We start from the raw sequence: 14999 nt of genomic DNA, 5'->3' as shown, positions 1-14999 counted from the left end.
ACTGCCTCCAGCACCGCACGCAGTTCGAAGAAGGCACTGCCTTCGCAGCCCACCTTGCCGTCGCCGCTTGACGAGTTAGCGCCCTGAGGTGTCTACATGGCGATCATGTCTCTGGACCCGACGGGCAAGGGACAAGCCCGCTGGACCATGCGCTGGAAGGCCGCACTGAACGCCTTCGACATCACCTTCGACGGCCGTCTCACCGCCGCCCGACAGTAACCTCAACAACCCGAATTACACCGTTCGTTGGACAGACCCCCTCGTCGGAGAGCTGTCCACCCGCAGCGACGCCTTCCGTACCCGCTGGGGCGCCCACAACGTCCGCCACCACGGCACCGGCACCAAGCACTTCCACCACCAGGCCGTCGGCGACCTCACCCTGGCCTTCGAGGGCCTGGAGATGGCCGCCGCTCCCGGCCTGACCCTCACCATCTACACCGCCGAACCCGCCTCACCCTCCGAAGAGGGCCTGCGTCTGCTCGCCTCCTGGGCCGCCACACACCCCACTCTCACACAGCACCCAAGCGACTGAAGCTCTCCAGACGACCATCCCGCCCTGGCTTGCCTACCTGTCGTCAAACGAACGAATGACGACAGGCGCCGCAGGCGTCCAATGAACCCGGACTTTCCGGGGCCTCGATCCAATGAGATCCGATGACGGCTGATGACAGGGTTTGCTGACAGCCAAGGTCGGATGCGACCACCACAACGGGGAGCGGCATGGCCAACCTGGTCTACAAGCGGGTGTCGACCGACCAGCAGTCGACCGATCGTCAGAACCTCGTCCTGGACGAGGCCGGGATCGAGGACCCGGTCGTCTTCGAGGAGAACCCCGGCACCTCCAGCCGCCTCCACCCGCTTGAGCGCCCGAAGTTCGGCGAACTGCTCATCTACGCACGGCCAGGCGACACCGTGCACATCTCCGAGATGTTCCGCCTCGTGCGCGGCACCGGGCACATCCTTGACGTGCTTGATGTTCTCCACCGTGACCGTATGGCCCTGCGCATCCACGACGGCGCGTTCTCCGCGATGGACCTCACCGCCCGCCACCCGCGCACCGGAGAGCTGCTGTCCACGGTGAAGTTCATGGTGCAGACCCTCGCCGCCGCCGGCGAACTCCAGCGCGACCTCCAGCGCGAGCTGACGTACGACGGGCTGCGGGCCGCCGCGGCGAAGGGCAACAAGGGCGGGCGCCGCCCGGCCGTCCCCGCCCGGAAGACCGACGACGTGCGCGCGGCGTACCTGGAAGGTCGCTCGATCGCCGCCCTCGCCCGCGACCATGAGGTCAGCCGCGGCGCCATCCGCACGGCCGTCGCCGACCTCCTGCCCGAGTACACGGCCATCGACCCGGGCGCCCCGGCCCCGGAGCTGCCGGTCGTCCTCGACATGCCGGGCAAGGTCGCCGACTTCCTCCGCGCCGCCGAGCTGGACGAAGCCGAGCGGGCCGCGCTCGACCAGGGCGCGACCGTACGGCGCGGCCAGGGCTACACCCTGCGCGTCAGCGCCATCCCGGCGGTACACCGCCAACTTCTTGACCGCTGCCAGCCGCTCGATAACGCCGCGGCGATCCCTGCGCAGCGCAAGGCCCGCCGCGAGCCGCGTCAGCATCCTCGGGCAGTAACCAAGATCATCCCATGGCCCCTTTTGGGCTCACCTCGGCGATACCCCAACGCCAGCCGGACGTCGGCGATCCGGCCGTCAGAGCCGACCTCCAACGCGGCGGCGACCGAGACCAGGGCGAAGGCGTATGACGCGCGGTCGCGGACCTTGCGGTAATGCGAATGGGCGGCGACCGCGAGCGGCGGCAGCTCGACCGCGGTGATCAGCTCATCGCGTTCCAGCTGCGACTCCAGGTGCGGCGTCGTACCCGGCAGGAGGTGGAATTCCGTCAGCGGGATGCGCCGGGTGCCGCGGCTGCTGCGGACCTCGACGACGGCGTCGATCGCCGCCAGGGCAACGGCCGTGTCCGAGGGGTGGGTCGCGACGCAGTCGTCGCTGGTGCCGAGCACCGCGTTGCCCCGGTTGAAGCCTTCCCGCGCCGCGCAGCCGGAGCCCGGCTCCCGCTTGTTGCACGCCGAGGCCTCGTCGTAGAAGTAGAGGCAGCGGGTGCGCTGCAGCAGATTCCCGCCGACCGTCGCCATGTTGCGGATCTGCCCGGTGGCGCCCAGCAGGATCGCCTGCGACAGCAACGGGTACCGACCGCGCACGGTTGGATGGGCGGCCAGGTCGCTGTTGGGGACGAGCGCGCCGATGCGCAGCCCGCCGTCGGGGAGTTCCTCGATGCCGTCCAGCGGCAGCCGGGTGATGTCGATCAGCGTCTCGGGCGCCTCGATGCCCTCGCGCATGAGGTCGACGAGGTTGGTGCCGCCGCCGAGGAACCTGGCACCCGGCTCAACCGTGATCCGCTGCAGGGCGGCGTCGACGTCGGCGGCGCGCAGGTAGGTGAAGGTCTTCATGACGCGACCTCCTGGATCGCCTCGGCGATGCCGTTGTAGGCCCCGCAGCGGCAGATGTTGCCGCTCATACGCTCGCGGATCTCCGCAGGTGTCAGCGCTTCAGGGGCCGGCCCTTCGGTGGCGGCGCTCGGCGCGCCCGCGGCGTACTCGTCGAGCATTCCGATCGCCGAGCAGATCTGTCCCGGCGTGCAGTAGCCGCACTGCAGGCCGTCGTGGCCCACGAACGCCTCCTGCACCGGGTGGTCGACGCCCTCGATCGTGGTGATCTCCCGGCTTCGTACTGCATCGCCAGGGCCAGGCACGACACGATGCGCCGCCCGTCGACCAGCACCGTGCAGGCGCCGCACGCCCCCTGATCACAGCCCTTCTTGGTGCCGGTCAACCACAGGTGTTCACGGAGCACGTCGAGCAGGCTGACCTGAGGCGAGACGTCCGCTTTGTGTTTCTCCCCGTTGATCCGCAGGCGTAGCTCGGGCATCGGACTCATGTCCTTCAGTGTGAGGATCGAACGACCGGTGGCGTGGGTCGCCGACGTGTGTGGGAGTTGGCGCAGAAATCGTTTCCGGGAGACGAGGGCAGCGTCGCTGCCCAGCTCGTGTCCGCCGAAGCGGATCCCGTGGTGGCCGTCCCGTGGATCACGCGGTATTCCCCCACCGTGTCGCTCCGGCCGGGATCTCCGGAACGGCGTTGCCGCTGGCACCAGCCTCGTCGTCGGGAAGCGTGCAGGTTGCCTGTAACCCATTAAAGGAACGCGCGGGTTCCTTTGCCAATCAGATGTTTTCCCCGGTCACACCCGGTGTGCCATGTCGGAACCATGTCGACCGAGAAGCCACCCGCCCCGAGCCGGCAGCGCCCGGCGAACATAAGCCCCGGCCGGCCGCCACAGGCCACGCTCGCGGCACGCACGCGTCACCTCCTCTCGGTCGCCGGCGCCGAATTCGTCACGCGAGGATTCGCCGAGGCCAGCGTCTCGCGCATCGCCCGCGACGCCGGGATGTCCAAGAAGACGATCTACGCCCGCTTCCCGACCAAGGACGCCCTGCTCCTCGCGGTGCTCGAGGACTACATCAGCGGAGCACGCGAAGCCGTGCTGGACGGCATGCCCACCATGACCGGCGAACCCGCACAGGTGCTGACCCGATACGGGATGCAGATCGCCCGGGACTGGACCTCACCGCGCGTCGTGGCCATGTACCGGCTGATCATCAGCGAGGTCGTCCGCTTCCCCCAGCTCGCCGAGATCTTCACCTCGACGACGGAGGTGATCCGTTCGACGCTCACCACCTATCTACGCGAGCAGGCCACCGCCGGCACCGTGGCGATCACCGACCCCGAGGCCGCCAGCCGCCAGTTCGGGATGCTCGCCTACGGCGAACTACGCGAGCGCACCATGCTCGGCGAGACCATCACCGAGGAGAGACTCACCGCGACCGTCGAGCGGGCAGTGACGCTGTTCCTCAACGGCTACGCCGTCGGCGCACCTCGACAGCCTTCACCGGCACTCGACCGGACCTGACTCGGCTCAGGGCGCTCCTGAGGCAGCGGCGATGATCAGGGAAGCGTTCGAGGCAGGGGTCTACGGGTCTCCTGGATCTCGGTCGGCTTCGCAACCCCGAGCTACCAAGAGGCTCTGCCTTCATACCCACGACCAGCCGCGATCACCCGATCGAGACTCCCTATCGACACCCACCCCTCAAGATCGGAACGACAACAGCTACTTACCGGCTCGAGGCGCTGCACAACCGCCCCCGCTACGTCCTACTTCTCCTCCGGCTCCCAGGCGCGGAGCAGGTCGAGCAGCCCTGCGTCTCCGTCAACGTGCAAGGAGTCGGCCTGGATCCGGTCGTACAGGTAGAGGACCAGCTCACTGGCCGTGCCGCGGATGGAGGCGCCAGCTGCGTCCGAGTCCTGGCCGGTCGCGGCAGGGGGCGCGGGGATGCGGGTGGTGCGTGCGCCGTCGCCGTCGACGGTGAGGCGCCAGGAGCGGCCCTCGGCAGCGTGGAAGTCGAAGGCCGTGGGCTTGTGCGGCCAGGCACTCGGCGTTGCGCAGACGGTGAACAGGAACTCCTCCACACCGTCGAGTGCCAGCTCGACCGGCAGCGGCTGCGGGGTGCCCCCGGCGAGCTGGGCGTCGTAGGTATGCACCGCGGTCTCCTGGACCCGGTGCCGGGCGGTGCCGCCGGCGGTCTGCGGTGACTGCGACGCGGGCCACCACGTCCAGCAACCGCTCTCCGGTCCCGCCGCGCGCAGGGCGCCCAGCAGAAGCTGCGTCGACGCGTCCAGCCAGGCCAGCAGGGCCTCACGCTCCTGCGGCGCTTCCAGAGCGGCGCGCGCGGCGACAGCCTCTGCTGGGGGAGCGTCGGCGGGCCCCGCGCCGACGATGGCGGCCCAGAAACGGTCTCCCCCACCCAGGTGCTTCACCAGATCGAACAGCGTCCACCCAGGGCAGGTCGGCACCTGTGCGTCGAGACCGGGCGCGGCGGCGACCACGGCGCGGAAGGCGATCGACCGTTCATCGATCAGTCGCAACAGGTCGGGGAACTCAAGATTCTTTTCCACGCCGGATGTCTATCACCGTGCTCCGGTGACCGGACAGCGATTTTCACAGTCGCCGCCGGTTGGCCATTGCGGACGTCCTCGCCTCCCACCGCTCGGGTGACAGGCTGCGCACCGCTGCGAGGACGCCGGTGGTGGCGGTACGCCAGGCGTCGCGCCTGTGGGTGCTCTGGTCTCGCCGAGTGGCCAGGCACCTCGGCGACGTGAACTCCACCCGGTGTGCGCGGTCATGCTGCCGCTCGAAGTGATGGACGGGGAGGTCACGACGGCGGGGGAAGACCGGTCGGGTCGGGAGTTCAGGCGACTCCCGTTCGACCAGCACTCCTCAAGTTCGGAACGACAACAGCCACTCACCGCCAGCATGGGCCCAAGCCCGGCAGCCCAGGTCATTGCGGCCCGGGCTGTCGCGCGCTGCGGCTCAGCGCCAGACCGAGTCAGGCCCAGTCCACGCCCAGCTTCCGCAGCGAGTCCAGCTGCTCCTGGGTGAGTTTGTCGCGCCTCGCGCGGGCGTTCGATGTCCATACGCCAAGTTTCACGACGACCGGCTCCGTCTCGCCGACGACCGTGATCTCTTCAGCGTGGCCGCGCGGCACGGGTCGGTGGGTGCCTTCCCGTTCGACCCACTGGGCGAGGGCCGCAAGTCCTCGCTGGAATGCCTGCTGCCCCTTGCTCGGGCCCTTTGTCGTGCGGGTGGCCGCCGGGGCCGGAGACGGCGCCTGGACGGGCTGCATGCCCAGCTTGGACAGCCGCTCCTGCTGCTCCTGCGACAGCTGAGCCCAGGAGCTCGCTTGCCGCTGGAGCCAGCGTCCGAGGTCGTCGCCGTCGAAGGTGACGCCGGGTGCGATGTCGGGCAGGTGGCCGTCGGCGTCGACGAGGTCGGCGAGGACGCGGTAGTGGCGTTGCCAGTTCAGCGGCCACGGGCAGTCCCAGTCTTCATCGACTGCGTCCAGCTGCTGTGCGCGCACGGCGGCCCGCTGCGGGTCCTTGCCGAGGCCGCCCGTACGGCGGAGGTTGGCCAAGTGCTGGCCGATGGGCATCATCGTCTCGCCCTCGCCCCAGACAGCGTCCTGACGCGGGGCCAGGTGCCCGGTGGCCCGGCGGTAGGACCGCAGGGCGGCGAGCTTGCTCTCCCACGCTTCCTCGCCTGGCTCCCACACCATCCCGGCCTCCGGGGCGTCCAGCAGCGTCTTGCGCCGCTCCTCCAGCTCCCCGGCCCGCAGCGCTTTCCGCTGTTGGTGGACCCAGCGGCCAAGCGGAAAGGACTTCGTGACGCCGACTTCGACCTCGGTGTCGTAGGGAACGGCGTGGACGCCGGTGATCTCGTTCTCTGCCCGCCATCGGATGAGGGCTTGGTAGCCCTCCAGCCAGACCAAGGACTCCGGCCGGTAGACCCGGGTCCGCAGGAAGGCGGCGATCGTGGCGGCGTCGCGGGGGCTGGAGAAGTGGAGTAGGGCGGCTTCGGCGGCGGCCTGGGTGTCGTCGTCCTCCTGGTCCTCGCCGTCGCCTTCGCCGCCGGCCCCGACGATGTGCCCGTCCTCGTCACGCTGGACATGGACGGTGCGCTTGCCGCTGCTGAGGGCACGGGAAGCGAGCTGCTCGACAAGTCGATCATCATGCGAGCGAAGGCCCTGGAGGACGGCTACAAGGGGGCGGAAGCTGGCGCTGGCGACCATGTCGGTCGGGTCCTCGCCGGGCTCCAGGAACACCGGCACGATGATCCTGGCGACCTTGGTGGAGCCGTCCTTGTTGAGCCTCAGCGCCCGGCCGATGTTCTGCACGATCTCCACCTGCGAGCCGCGGGTGTCCGCGAAGCAGATCGAGTCGACTCCCCGCTCGCCGGTGATGTCGACGCCTTCCCCGAGCACGCGAACGCTGGCGAGGAAGGCGCGGTGGACCCGGCGCCCGGCCGCGTCGATGCCGTTGGCGAACTGGCGCAGGACCTCGCGCCGCTCGGCCACGAGATGGTCGCCACACAGCCACGCCGACCACACCCGGTCCGGCGGGACGTGGCGGCCGGTCTCCAGCTCGTAGAACTCCGCGTCGATCGACGACTTCGGCAGCTTGTCGGCGGCGGACAGATCGGCGTCGGAGGCGTCGTTCAGGTAAAGCTCGGCAGCCGTCTCGGGCAGCTTGTCAGCGAACGCGCGGGCCTCTTCGACCTTCTGGTGGAACGTCATGACCGTACGCAGGTTGTACGCCGCCGCGTGCTCCAGGAGCGCGGTCTGCAACAGGGCCAGGCGCCGGCCCCGCCGCGCCTCCTCCGACTCCCCGAGGACCGGCGAGGGATCGCGGATCTCCAGGACGTCGATCTCGAACCCCGCGAGGATCTCCCGCTCGATCGCCTCCGAGAGCCCCAGCTCCGCGAGCCACGCGCCGTAGGTGCCCTCCGGGTCGTCCGACATGGTCGCGATCTCCGCCTCCTGGCCTTCCGCGTCCTTCTGCGGCCGGGCCGCAGCGAGGATGCGCGGAGTCGCGGTCAGGTAGAGCCGGAAGTCCGCCGGGATCCGCTGGTTGTCGTGGATTGCTGCCCACGGACGTCCAAGATCACCGGCCGTTCCATGAGCCTCATCCACGATGGCGCAGTCGAACGGGGCCATCTGCTGCCCGTAGAGGCGCTCTCCGCCCGCCAGAGCGGCCTCCAGCGGCCCGCGAACCTTCCGCTGGCCCACGGGGGCGTCGATGTCCTCGCGGTCCACGAGAGAGGCGTACGTGGCGAACACGACGACGGGCCCGTGCCCGGCCCACAGGGCGAGCTGGATCGGGTTGGTGGTGGTGCGCACCCCCAGCTCGTTCAGCACCGCATCGTTCTCCAGCGAGCACACCGCGACCATCGGGGCCCGGTGGCCCACCAGGCGCCACGCCTGGGCGGTCTGCGCGAGCAGGTCCAGGGTCGGCACGGTCACGAGGATCCGACCGTCCGCGAAGCTCTCCAGCGCGCACGCGGCGGCCATGATCGTCTTGCCCGACCCGGTCGCTGACACGATCGTGCCCCGGGCACCCTGCGGGGGCACAGATGACCTTGCAGGTAATCCCACCCACCGACGAAATGCTGACTTCTGGTCGACCTGATGCTTTCGGAGCTGAACGAAAGTCATAATGTCCATTTCTGGGGTGAGCTGGCATACATGGGACGCATGGGTAACAGGTGATCCGACAGCTCTTGGCTGCCTTACGCTCTCTGCGTGATCCGTCCTACCTCAGGTCCTCCAACGTGGAAGCACCTCCTCGCCTCTCTCCTGCTCCTGCTCCTCATATCAGTCGGTTGGTACGGCATGCAGCCGGTCTACCCTGTCTGCGTCTTCTCTTCTTTCGGAAGCCCGGAGAGCCTGAAAGATGCTCACCAGCGAGCAATCGAGAGGGGACAATGCGAACCCGCTCATCCTCGCTGGAAAGACTGGATCGACTAGCCCTTTCAACCAAGCCACAGCATGTCCGTCATTTTCGCCAATGATACATGCCGCATCAACCTGATGTATGCGCTACAGTGGAATCCACACGAACGAGCGCCCCCCACCCCCCGTAGCCAACCCGGCCCGCGCCAGCGGGCCCCAACGGTTCTGGAGGCGCAGCCGGAAGGCCCGTCAGGCGGGGGAGCGCAGCGGACCCGCCGGTCAGACTGGAGCAAAGCGAAAGCCTGATGGCGGGGCGGAGCCCCGCCGGTCCGGGAGCGCAGCGGACGGACCGTCACCCTGCTTGCGCAGCAAGCAGGGTGTGCGGGTGGCGCAGCCACCCGCTAGCGCTCACGCGGAGCGGGTACCACATCGCTGCGCGATGTGCAAGCGAAACGAATTGCTTCGCAATTCGTGAAAGGCGCTTCGCGCCTTTTAATTCCCGCGTTGCGGGAATTCGGAATTCCGCTTCGCTTAAATTCCGGAAAACAGGCAGGTCCGCTTCGCTCCCCCGCCTAGTTCCGGCTTCGCCGAAACGGCTGGCTACAGGGGAAGGTGGGTGCACCACTGTAGGCCTGTGTAGGATCCCGAAAAGCTAGCTCTATCCCTGTAGGTGATGGCCCGTCACCTACCCCGCCGCACGCGGGTGCGCACCCCATCGGGTGCAAGATGTTGCTGAGATCTCCCTACCTCTGACGCCCGCTCACTTTCGGGGGCACGCGGATGAGCTCTTGCTATTGAGCATTCGGCCGGTTCTCTGATCGAGTCTCTATGGTTAGTGCGTCAAGGTTAGAGCCGTTCATGTCTCAAATCAATTCTTTGATGCAGCATGTATTTTTGGTAGAACGAGGTCACACTCCTTGCCAACCCCTTGAGTCACTGCCCAGTACCTCGGCCCGCCCAGAGGTTGAATATCACCGCTTGTGTCCAAAGCAGCGAGATGGGCCCAATGAGGTCACACGCGGCTATCTGATGTGTGCAAGACGCCAACAACGTCCCCAGCGGCCCAGCCTCGCGCGGAGGCTTTGCCGACGCGCAACAGAAGAACACCCGTGGCCGCTCCCCGAAGCCGCCTGCCACGACCACGCCCACCCACACCACACACAGGGCAGGGAGTAGAAGGCGGTAGAGGGGATGCCTGACTTTTGATGGTGCCTCATGCCTGGGGTGGCCTGCGCTTATCTGGTTCCGGTACGTGGTCGGGGTCAAGAGACCCTTCAAGGGATGGCACAAGAGTGAGTGCCAAGAGGTGGTTCAAGAGATGCGCGGCCCCAAGGGGCCGCCGACACGCCGGGGCTGGTGGGGTGTTGGATCAGAGCCGCTTGTTATGTATTATGGAACATGTCGAGAGGTTGGCGCCCTCGACAACGCCGAAAGATCGTCAACTGGAAGGCACGCAAATGGAACTCATCATCGCCGAAGGCAAGGTAAGCGCCGAGGCGGCCGGGCCCGACTCGCTCAATGCCCAGAGGGCCCGCACCATCGCCAACTACCTTCCTCTGCCGCAGCTCCTGGCAGGCGCGAAGGTCGTTCATAATCTGGACGAGAATTACACCGGAATTCGGATCGAAACCGCCGCTGGACCGGTCGTCATCATGATGCCGGTTGCGGCAGGCTTTGAATTCAACATCGTGCATGAGAGCGAGACCGGCCCGCGCATTCTTGGCACGGTCAAGGGCTCATCCCTTCCGGCCCGTGCAATCGCGTATCGCATCAGTGAGTTCTTCCACACCAAGGGACTGGTCTAGCCGCAACGGGCCGCCCGGAGAACCGGGCGGCCCACCCCAACCACGTCCAGTAGGAGGAACTCAGCATGACTACGACCATGACCCAGCTCGCGCCCACGGCCGACCGTCGCGCGATTCCGCGCCGGATCACTCAGGAGGAGCGGGAGCAGCTCGCGCCCGCGTATCAGCGCATGCTGGAAGACGCGGCGGACCTGTCGCCCGCACCCGGTTTCCCCCCGTTCGAGATGCTCAGCGGTGAGCACGGGAGCGCCGTCCGCGCCGCCTTCCAGGTCGGCTGGGTCTACGGGGTACGGGGAGGCCACACCGGCCCCGCGCTCACAGACGTACCCCTGCCCGGTTCCACGCTGCGAGCTGCACTGGAAACCGCGCAGCGAGGCGTGTCGGTCTCAGGGGAGGACGGCCCGCGCGTGCTCCAGAGCGTCGACTATCACGGCAGCCTGACCAGCCGCCACGGCGTCTACTGGGTGACCCGACGGGACGAGGTAGCGGAACGGGACGGGCGGACGACCATCAAGTATGAGATCAGCCGCTGGACCGGTCTGCGGTTCCGTGTGGTGGCAACTGGAGTGAATCGGAAGAGCGTGACTGCCCTGCCGGAGTTCTTCCGGCGGTAGTCCCTCCCGTCGGGAAGTCGGGTTTCTGGGGTGGGGCGCCGGGTTAATTCGGTTGCCCCACCCCGCAACCACAGTATTATGGAACATGTCGAGAGGTTGGCGCCCTCGACAACGCCGAAAGATCGTCAACCGAAGGGAGAGAGCCCCCGTGGCTCACGAGATTGAGCAGTTCGCCGATGGTTCCGCCGCATTCGTCTCAGCCCGTCAGAGCGCGTGGCACGGCCTGGGAACTGTCACCACCGGCGCTATGACGGCCGAGGAAGCAATGGCGACCGCGTACCTGTCCGGATGGGATGTGCGCCTTCTGGGCCTCAGCGCCACGGACATCACGCCAGAAGGCGTGCGCAGCATCGAGGTGCCGAGCCACTATGCGAGCGTGCGCACCCACCCGAAGACCGGGACCACGGAGACTCTGGGCGTGGTGGGGACCGACTACCACCCGGTTCAGAACGAGGAGCACGCCGAGTTTCTGAACCTGCTTGCGGACGAGTCGGGCGCGCATTTCGAAACGGCCGGATCGCTCAAGGGCGGTCGACAGGTGTTTCTGACCATGAAGCTTCCTACCGGCATGACGCTGGGAGGCCGGGACCGTACGGATCTGTACATCGCGGCTTTCAACAGCCACGACGGCAGCACGGCTTTCCGGGTAGTGGTCACTCCGGTACGTGTCGTGTGCGCAAACACCCAGCGTGCAGCGATCAAGGGGGCTGTTTCCTCGTACGCGGTACGCCACACCGCCGGTGCAAAAGCCCGCATCGCGCAGGCCCGCCAAGCCCTGGGGCTCGTGTGGGAGTACACCGAGCAGTTCGAGCAGGCCGCACAGCGGATGATCGAGGCAGAGATGACGCTCTCCGAGCTGCGCACCGTGGTGGACAAGCTGTGGGACGGGCCGAAGAGCGACAAGGGCCGCGCGAAGACCAACAGTGAGCAGCGTTGGGGACAGATCAGCCACTTGTTCTCGCAGGCTGACACTCAGGCGGAGATCCGGGGAACGCGCTGGGCCGGGTACAACGCCTTGACCGAGTACGCGAACCACTTTGCCCCGAGCCGAGGCCGCACCGCCGAGGAGAAGACCGCAGCCCGCGCGGAGCGCATCATCACCGGCAGCGCCGATGCGCTGATGGAACGCGCCTTCGCCCTGACCACGGTCTAGCGCACCCGGGTGGGGGCGCTGGCCACCCAGCGCCCCCACCCCTCCAGCGAGCCGGGGCACCGGGGCCGGCCGCCCCCGCCGGGGGGTGCGAAGCGCCCCGCGCCAGCTGCATCCGCAGAGCGGATCAGCCCTCCGCTCCGGGAGCGCGCAGCGCTCCACCGCCCCCGTCCCTCACCGCCCCGCGCGAAGCGGGGGGCCTCGCTCGGGCAATCGCGAAGCGATGCCCCACCCGCTGCGCGGGGGCCAATGGCAAAACAGCCACCGCTCCCGCCCCCGCTCTTTTCGCTGCACCGCTGCGCCCAGGAGGAATCATGTTGGCTACTGAACTTGATTGGGTGATGTCGGGTCGTTCGCCTGACAGGGTCTGAGCCGGGTCGGTAGCTGTGTGGTGTGAGATACGCGCAGGGCGGCGGTTTGACCGATGCCAAGAGGGTGGCGAGGGAGCGGATCCGGCTGGAGGCGGTCGGTGGTTTCGAGGATGGCAGGAAGAACAGGGAGATCGCGGCCGCGCTGCGGGTGAGTGAGCGGTCGGTGGAGCGCTGGCGCCGGCAGTGGCGGGAGCGGGGTGAGGAAGGTGTCCGGTCGAAGGGGTCGCCAGGCCGTCCGCAACTTTCTGTAGCTCAAATCACGAAGCTTGAGCGCGAGTTGGAGCGTGGTCCGCTCGCCCACGGCTGGACGGATCAGCGCTGGACACTGGCGCGGGTGAAGACGTTGATCGGGCGGTTGTTCCACGTCGGCTACACGGTGGAGGGGACATGGCGGCTGCTGAAGCGGCACGGCTGGTCCTGGCAGCAGCCGGCCCGCAGAGCGATCGAACGGGACGACGAAGCAGTGGAGTTGTGGAAGAAGGAGGTGTGGCCGCAGGTAAAAGCACAGCGGCGGCCCGCGGCGCCTGGATCGTCTTCGAGGACGAGGCCGGCCAGTCGCTGAGGCCGCCACGTGCGAGGTCCTGGGGCCGGGTCGGCCAGACTCCGGTCGTGCGCGTCCGGGGCCGTGGCTCGGGACGGGTTTCGATGGCGGGAATGACCTGCTTCCGTCGCGGAGACCGGTCAAGGCTGATCTACAGTTTCCGCGTCCACCGGGGCCGGAAGGGCGAACCCAAAGGGTTCACCTGGCAGGACTATCGCGACCTCATCGTGAGGGCGCACAACCAGCTCAAGGGCCCCATCGTCCTGGTCTGGGACAACCTGCGTACCCACCTCATGCCGCAGATGAAGGACTTCATCGCCGCGAACGAGGACTGGCTGACCGTTTTCCACTTCCCGTCCTACGCACCCGACCTCAACCCGCAGGAAGGCATCTGGTCTCTGGTGAAACGGACCATCGGCAACCTCGCCGCCGCGAACCTCGACCAGCTCGCCGCCGCCGTGAAGCGCAGCCTCAAGAAGACCCAGTACCGACCGCACCTCATCGACGGCTGCCTCATGGGCACCGGCCTGACCATAGGCAGCTGACCACGGACCACGGTCAGCCGACATCACACATTCAAGTTCAGTATCCGTACCGCGTCCGGGACCGTCCGCGCAGAGCCCACCGCCCCCGACGAGACCGGCTCGGTTATCTACGGGCTGAAAGGTGCCGTGCGGGGCACGGTGCATGTCTGCCCGACACACCGACCCCATCAGTGGGACGACTTCCGTGCGCTGCGGATCAGCCTTGGGTCGGCCAACGCTCTGCACGAATTTCCTGCCGAGCCGCTGCCGAGGATCCGGGGGCGCGCTTTTACGGGCTGCCTCATTCGAGAACTGGCCCACCCTGCCGATGACCCGGAGGGCTGGCACCAACCCTGGGCTCTGCAAGATCTGCAGGACCGGGAGGCCACGCCCCGGATGAGTGGGACTCTGCGCGCCGTGATGCTCGGTTGCGGAGCCGACTACGAAGCCCGCAGCGACCTTGGCGCCATGCTCCGGCTGGCGCGAAGGCTGGAGACACCGAGGCTCCGTGCCTGGCTGGCACCAATGATCACCCATGCTGAATCGGAGGTGCGCCGCTACGAGCAGAAGGCGCAGCAGGCCCGCGCAGAAGGCCGACGCAGCCTTCAAGGGTGGTGGCTCTTGGCTCGTATGGGAGGCGCAACCCAGCCCTCTCCGCTGCTGGCGTTGCTGCTCACCTACCGGAAAGACGGACTAGCGCATCGTGCTACCTGGTCGCCGCTCTGGGCGGTGGACTTGGACGGGTTCGCGGCCAATGAACGCCGCATCCTGAGCCACTTTCTGGCTGAACGTGAAGGTCTTGCGAGCCGTGCCGGACAACCGAAGCGTGTCCCGGACCGACCGGTGGCCGCAGCCTGAACCGTCCCGGGGCACTGAGCGGCTCAGCGCCCCGGGACGCAGCAGCAGGACTCTTGCCGACAGCGCCGGCTTGCCTCCCCACTCAGCCCCACCCGCTTCGGCCCTTCCGCGGGCCATCTGAACATGCCCTGCCCCGTCCCGATCCCGGAGGTACTCCATGCCGTCTGACGACAACCGACCGGCGATTCCGCGAATCCCCCGCCCCCGGCGCCCCAGTGACGTCCCGCCGAAGCGGATCTTTCCACAGCCCTACCCGCAGGGCTGGTAATCGACCACCAGCCGCCCAAGCACGCTCACGCCCACAGTTTTGGAGGACCAATGGAGCAGCCCGAGAACGAGGCCAGCAACACGCCGACCGCTCACACGTCGATGAGTGACCGCGCCAAGAGCGCAGTTACTCGATTGATCATGAGCCTGGGCAGTGGGGAACACATCATCGTGCTCGCACACGAAGGGAGCATGGCGGCCGCACATGTCGAAATCATGGAGCTCGATGCACTGGGCGCCGCCGCCTGCGACGCCGGTGAACTCGATGCCCTAACCGCTCTGCTCGCCAAATCCTTCACCGGCGCGCTCGGTGGTCTGGTCGTGCGTAGCCGTCGAGGCCCCGGGGCCGAAGAAGAGATTGTCCGGGGCTGGCGTGTGCGGGGGAGGTGGCTGTCTCCGATCACGGAAGGCGAGGTGTTCAGCGCCTACTGCACCCATCACGAAACGGGAGAACCGATCTCTCCGGAGCCCAACGTGACCTACCGCGCGGGGATCACGCTGCCTCAGCCCGCCCGCGACGCGTAG

The 14999-nt window shown here is 67.7% G+C and carries 11 protein-coding genes and 4 pseudogenes; 11 read left to right on the top strand and 4 right to left on the bottom strand.

Annotated elements, in window-relative coordinates:
• Positions 1 to 90: 90 nt before the first annotated feature.
• The 3 pseudogenes from AB0M87_RS32190 to AB0M87_RS32180 form a co-directional block, all read left to right on the top strand.
• Positions 91 to 219, top strand: a pseudogene (locus tag AB0M87_RS32190) (IS256 family transposase); the annotation flags it as partial.
• 40 nt (positions 220 to 259) lie between these two features.
• Positions 260 to 532, top strand: a pseudogene (locus AB0M87_RS32185) (transcriptional regulator); the annotation flags it as partial.
• 188 nt (positions 533 to 720) lie between these two features.
• A pseudogene (locus tag AB0M87_RS32180) lies at positions 721 to 1122 on the top strand (recombinase family protein); the annotation flags it as partial.
• 479 nt (positions 1123 to 1601) lie between these two features.
• On the opposite strand, the gene AB0M87_RS32175 reads toward AB0M87_RS32180, so the two are convergent.
• A complete protein-coding gene (locus AB0M87_RS32175; RefSeq protein WP_365859304.1) occupies positions 1602 to 2456 on the bottom strand; it encodes a xanthine dehydrogenase family protein subunit M in 855 nt (284 codons plus the stop codon).
• A pseudogene (locus tag AB0M87_RS32170) lies at positions 2453 to 2943 on the bottom strand (2Fe-2S iron-sulfur cluster-binding protein). The gene AB0M87_RS32175 and the pseudogene AB0M87_RS32170 overlap by 4 nt, the downstream one beginning before the upstream one ends.
• A gap of 327 nt (positions 2944 to 3270) precedes the next feature.
• Between AB0M87_RS32170 and AB0M87_RS32165 the strand changes: the two are divergent.
• Entirely contained in the window at positions 3271 to 3972 is a 702-nt protein-coding gene (locus tag AB0M87_RS32165) for a TetR/AcrR family transcriptional regulator (RefSeq protein ID WP_365859302.1), read from the top strand.
• Positions 3973 to 4214: 242 nt separating this feature from the next.
• On the opposite strand, the gene AB0M87_RS32160 is transcribed toward AB0M87_RS32165, so the two are convergent.
• Positions 4215 to 5015 carry a maleylpyruvate isomerase family mycothiol-dependent enzyme gene (locus tag AB0M87_RS32160; RefSeq protein WP_365859300.1) on the bottom strand — a complete coding sequence of 267 codons (801 nt, stop codon included), beginning with the start codon at positions 5013 to 5015 and terminating at the stop codon, positions 4215 to 4217.
• A gap of 431 nt (positions 5016 to 5446) precedes the next feature.
• On the bottom strand, positions 5447 to 8107 hold the full coding sequence (locus AB0M87_RS32155; RefSeq protein WP_365859298.1) for a Helicase associated domain protein: 2661 nt from the start codon (positions 8105 to 8107) through the stop codon (positions 5447 to 5449).
• Between the two features lie 1694 nt (positions 8108 to 9801).
• Here AB0M87_RS32155 and AB0M87_RS32150 point away from each other — a divergent pair.
• The 7 genes from AB0M87_RS32150 to AB0M87_RS32120 all read left to right on the top strand — a co-directional run bounded on the left by AB0M87_RS32150 (position 9802) and on the right by AB0M87_RS32120 (position 14999).
• Positions 9802 to 10149: a hypothetical protein gene (locus AB0M87_RS32150; RefSeq protein WP_365859296.1), complete on the top strand. Its 348-nt coding sequence runs from the start codon at positions 9802 to 9804 to the stop codon at positions 10147 to 10149.
• Between the two features lie 65 nt (positions 10150 to 10214).
• Positions 10215 to 10763, top strand: coding sequence for a hypothetical protein (locus AB0M87_RS32145; protein ID WP_365859294.1), 549 nt, complete (start codon positions 10215 to 10217; stop codon positions 10761 to 10763).
• 148 nt (positions 10764 to 10911) lie between these two features.
• Complete coding sequence (locus AB0M87_RS32140) at positions 10912 to 11916, top strand: DUF932 domain-containing protein (RefSeq protein ID WP_365859292.1); 1005 nt, start codon at positions 10912 to 10914, stop codon at positions 11914 to 11916.
• A gap of 390 nt (positions 11917 to 12306) precedes the next feature.
• The gene (locus tag AB0M87_RS32135) at positions 12307 to 12846 is read left to right on the top strand and encodes a winged helix-turn-helix domain-containing protein (protein ID WP_365859290.1); all 540 of its coding nucleotides are present in this window, start codon (positions 12307 to 12309) and stop codon (positions 12844 to 12846) included.
• Complete coding sequence (locus AB0M87_RS32130) at positions 12771 to 13370, top strand: transposase (protein ID WP_365859288.1); 600 nt, start codon at positions 12771 to 12773, stop codon at positions 13368 to 13370. The genes AB0M87_RS32135 and AB0M87_RS32130 overlap by 76 nt, the downstream gene beginning before the upstream one ends.
• 126 nt (positions 13371 to 13496) lie before the next feature.
• The gene (locus AB0M87_RS32125) at positions 13497 to 14207 is read left to right on the top strand and encodes a hypothetical protein (RefSeq protein WP_365859286.1); all 711 of its coding nucleotides are present in this window, start codon (positions 13497 to 13499) and stop codon (positions 14205 to 14207) included.
• Positions 14208 to 14525: 318 nt separating this feature from the next.
• A complete protein-coding gene (locus tag AB0M87_RS32120) occupies positions 14526 to 14999 on the top strand; it encodes a hypothetical protein (protein WP_365859284.1) in 474 nt (157 codons plus the stop codon).

It is taken from the genome of Streptomyces sp. NPDC051320 (genome assembly GCF_040682175.1).
Lineage (GTDB): Bacteria > Actinomycetota > Actinomycetes > Streptomycetales > Streptomycetaceae > Streptomyces.
This window is presented reverse-complemented; position numbering and strand designations above follow the sequence as displayed.